This is a genomic window from Zooshikella harenae (assembly GCF_018837975.1).
Taxonomy (GTDB): domain Bacteria; phylum Pseudomonadota; class Gammaproteobacteria; order Pseudomonadales; family Zooshikellaceae; genus Zooshikella; species Zooshikella harenae.
Map to the genome: position 1 here is coordinate 1 of NZ_JAGSOY010000171.1, position 2969 is coordinate 2969.

Below are 2969 nucleotides of genomic sequence, written 5' to 3' on the forward strand. Positions count from 1 at the left end.
TTGGGTATTTAGTAATACTTTGAAAAAGCCTACACTTGTAGGTTTTTTTATAAATAGTTTAATTACCCCACAATGTTTTTTTAGCGTTATGCCGCAGGATTAAACCTTCCAGTAAGGCTTTTACTTGTAGTTTGAGTTCTTCGCTATACATAAGTTTCTACTGATGTATATGCCGGCGCCCTTAGTGCTCCTCCCTCTCCTCTGAATACTCAACCCCCTCGAAAAAATAGCCGGTAATCTTAGTTATCGGAAATTTTTAGTTAGTAAATACAAACTACACACATCAGTATTTTCATAGATTATTAAAAGAGGAAGGGGGTTGTTACGACTATCATGGGTATTGGGTTAAAGCACACTTGTGGAAAGCTAACCCTATGGTGTATGTTTACACCATAGGTTGGGTGGTTCTGGAGGGAGGCAGAAGTAATTTAATTCCACTGAGCTAGTTGGTAATCAACTTGGAAGCGCTCAGCCAAGCCTGAAAGGCGTCTATCAAGCGTCCATAATGTTGTGTCTGGGGTGATAAGAGTGGATGCAAGTAATGTGATATCCACCAGCCCACAACCTTGCCCATAGAGCTTTTCTCGCTCGATAAAGTCCATAACCTCTTTCAAACTTGCATGATTTGCTGGTCGTAATAACTCTATATCGTTAAGTGTTCGAGATCGAGGGGCTGGTGGTGTTCCACAAGCAATTTCTCCCACCACCATTGGATGAGTGAGCGCTAAGTCTGCTTGAATGAGACTGATCAGAGTATTATTGCGGTTTCTAAAGTGATCTACCCATACCGATGTATCAATGAGTACATTCATTATGGGTTCGGCTCCTCTCGACGACGAGGAATATCTTGCATATCGGGTACAGTACCACCAAGTGCAGCAAGACGTTTTGCTGCTTGAACGCGTACAAACGTCTTAATAGCTTCTCTGAATAGTTCTGACTTATCCATGTTGGGGTCAGCCATTTCTAGCGCTTTGTCATACAAATCATCGTCAATAGTGACTGTAGTACGCATGATAAAATCCTTGATGATATTATTAATGAAATTTTGCATCAATAATATCATCAAGGCAAGTTGTTTATGAGCTATATCTTAAAAAAAGGTAATTATGATGATGATACCAAAGCGCTAGAATACGCATTATTCCTAGACTCTATGAAGACAGCTGATTTAATCTGAAGACAGTCTAATGGTAAAATATTAAAGTGAGCAGCATGCAAACAAAACATTTGGATAGTTTGAGTGATGATGAGCTAAATCAAATCAGCCAACTCCTTGGTCGTTTTCAGCATGATAAAGCGATGAACTTGGATATGCTGGATGGCTTCTTCGTGGCGTTACACTGTAACCCTCATATTGTAGCACCCAGTGAATACCTTCCTGAAATTTGGGGTGGTGGTGATATGCCAGATGATGAGGCATTTGATGATGAACAACAATCCAATACTTTTTTTAGTGTTGTAATGTCTCATTGGAATAATGTCGGGAAGCGCTTGAGTGAAGATGACATTTTTTTTCCTGTGCTATTCGAGGAAGATACAGCTGGATGTGACTGGGCTCGAGGATTCTTGAGAGGCATGTATTTTTGTTATTCCGAGTGGTCAGATTTCATAAATAATGACAAGATCGGCGGGGCCGCCGTGGCTATCTTCATGTTTGCAAACGAACACAATCCTGATCCAGAACTGCGTCCCTTTAAAGAGCCTATTACTCAAGAAAAACGGGAAGAGTTATTGGCAATGCTATCAGCATCTGTCATGAAAATTTATAAGCATTTTGCTGAAGAGCGTCGTTTTAACGCACGCCTTGCAAAAGAAGTGGGCACTATAAGGCGAGACTCTCCTAAAGTTGGACGAAATGATCCTTGCCCATGTGGATCAGGTAAAAAGTACAAGAAGTGTTGTGCTTTACTTATCGAACACTAACCTATAATGCTGGATGTAAGGGATCTATGAGTTGAGAGCTACAGGGAAAAAAGGTTAAAAAAATAGCCGGCAAGCAGGGTTATCGGAAATTTTTGGTAAAGAAGTACGGTTTGCTAAACAGAGTAATGGCCTTATGAGCATCAGCAAGCACTGATCACTTGCGTACAAATACTTGTACAGGTACAATAATAAGTACAATGTTTGAAGGGGTTATGTTATGGACACAATGAGCTACTCAACCTTTAGAAGCAAGCTGGCTGGGACTTTAGATAAAGTGAATGATGACCATACACCAGTCTTGATTACTCGGCAGAATGGAAAGCCTGCAGTCTTGATGTCTCTTGAAGACTTTAAGTCATACGAAGCTACAGCCTATCTTATGGCTAGCCAACGAAATGCTGAGCGTCTAAATCAAGCTATTGCTCAAGTGGAGGCTGGTAATACAATTGAGAAAGGGTTAATTGAAGAATGATTCTTTCTTGGGCAGAACTGGCTTGGGAGGATTATCTATATTGGCAAAAGACAGATAAAAAGACGCTCAAGCGAATTAATACATTGATCAAAGATATTATGCGCCAACCTTTTGATGGGCTAGGTGACCCTGAACCACTAAAGCATAACTGGTCAGGTTACTGGTCAAGGCGAATAGATAGAGAGCACCGCCTCGTATACAAGGTTACTGATTTAGCTATAGTTGTTGTGCAGTGTCGCTATCACTATTAACCAACAGCTATATAGCCGGTAGGGTTATCGGCTATTTTGGTGGAGTCACTATTCCAGAATGTGGCTGGTTAGAGATCAGCCACATTATCCGGCTAACGATACTAGCCCACTACTACCTATTATTTTATTAATCCAGAAGCAAGAAGCATCAATACATAAACTATTACTCGATTCCGAAGTTTTTCTTCTTGATTTTTTAATCATTAAAGAAAATCAATAAGTTAGGGAAATAGGCTGCCATATAGTCACAAGTGTTTACTATGTATATACTGATTCTTGGAGCTTTCAATTTTGCAAGTATTAAAAACTTCGGAATCGAG

General features: G+C 40.1%; 5 protein-coding genes and 2 pseudogenes. 5 read left to right on the forward strand and 2 right to left on the reverse strand.

Annotated elements, in window-relative coordinates; genetic code table 11:
* Window positions 1-428 precede the first annotated feature (428 nt).
* Entirely contained in the window at window positions 429-812 is a 384-nt protein-coding gene (locus KCG35_RS24305) for a type II toxin-antitoxin system VapC family toxin (RefSeq protein ID WP_215822443.1), read from the reverse strand.
* Entirely contained in the window at window positions 812-1015 is a 204-nt protein-coding gene (locus KCG35_RS24310; RefSeq protein WP_215822444.1) for a type II toxin-antitoxin system VapB family antitoxin, read from the reverse strand. The genes KCG35_RS24305 and KCG35_RS24310 overlap by 1 nt, the downstream gene beginning before the upstream one ends.
* 200 nt (window positions 1016-1215) lie before the next feature.
* Between KCG35_RS24310 and KCG35_RS26585 the strand changes: the two are divergent.
* The 5 genes and pseudogenes from KCG35_RS26585 to KCG35_RS24330 form a co-directional block, all read left to right on the forward strand.
* Window positions 1216-1770, forward strand: a pseudogene (locus tag KCG35_RS26585) (UPF0149 family protein); the annotation flags it as partial.
* A gap of 60 nt (window positions 1771-1830) precedes the next feature.
* A pseudogene (locus tag KCG35_RS27165) lies at window positions 1831-1926 on the forward strand (SEC-C metal-binding domain-containing protein); the annotation flags it as partial.
* A gap of 217 nt (window positions 1927-2143) precedes the next feature.
* The gene (locus KCG35_RS24320) at window positions 2144-2398 is read left to right on the forward strand and encodes a type II toxin-antitoxin system Phd/YefM family antitoxin (protein ID WP_215822445.1); all 255 of its coding nucleotides are present in this window, start codon (window positions 2144-2146) and stop codon (window positions 2396-2398) included.
* Window positions 2395-2649 carry a Txe/YoeB family addiction module toxin gene (locus KCG35_RS24325; protein ID WP_215822446.1) on the forward strand — a complete coding sequence of 85 codons (255 nt, stop codon included), beginning with the start codon at window positions 2395-2397 and terminating at the stop codon, window positions 2647-2649. The genes KCG35_RS24320 and KCG35_RS24325 overlap by 4 nt, the downstream gene beginning before the upstream one ends.
* Window positions 2650-2707: 58 nt before the next feature.
* The gene (locus tag KCG35_RS24330) at window positions 2708-2869 is read left to right on the forward strand and encodes a hypothetical protein (RefSeq protein ID WP_215822447.1); all 162 of its coding nucleotides are present in this window, start codon (window positions 2708-2710) and stop codon (window positions 2867-2869) included.
* The last annotated feature ends 100 nt before the right edge of the window (window positions 2870-2969 follow it).

What these genes read in the sequence shown, in the direction of transcription:
- KCG35_RS24305 (WP_215822443.1), bottom strand. Translation starts at nt 812, where the DNA reads ATGAATGTACTCATTGATACATCGGTATGGGTAGATCACTTTAGAAAC.
- KCG35_RS24310 (WP_215822444.1), bottom strand. Translation starts at nt 1,015, where the DNA reads ATGCGTACTACAGTCACTATTGACGATGATTTGTATGACAAAGCGCTA.
- KCG35_RS24320 (WP_215822445.1), top strand. Translation starts at nt 2,144, where the DNA reads ATGGACACAATGAGCTACTCAACCTTTAGAAGCAAGCTGGCTGGGACT.
- KCG35_RS24325 (WP_215822446.1), top strand. Translation starts at nt 2,395, where the DNA reads ATGATTCTTTCTTGGGCAGAACTGGCTTGGGAGGATTATCTATATTGG.
- KCG35_RS24330 (WP_215822447.1), top strand. Translation starts at nt 2,708, where the DNA reads ATGTGGCTGGTTAGAGATCAGCCACATTATCCGGCTAACGATACTAGC.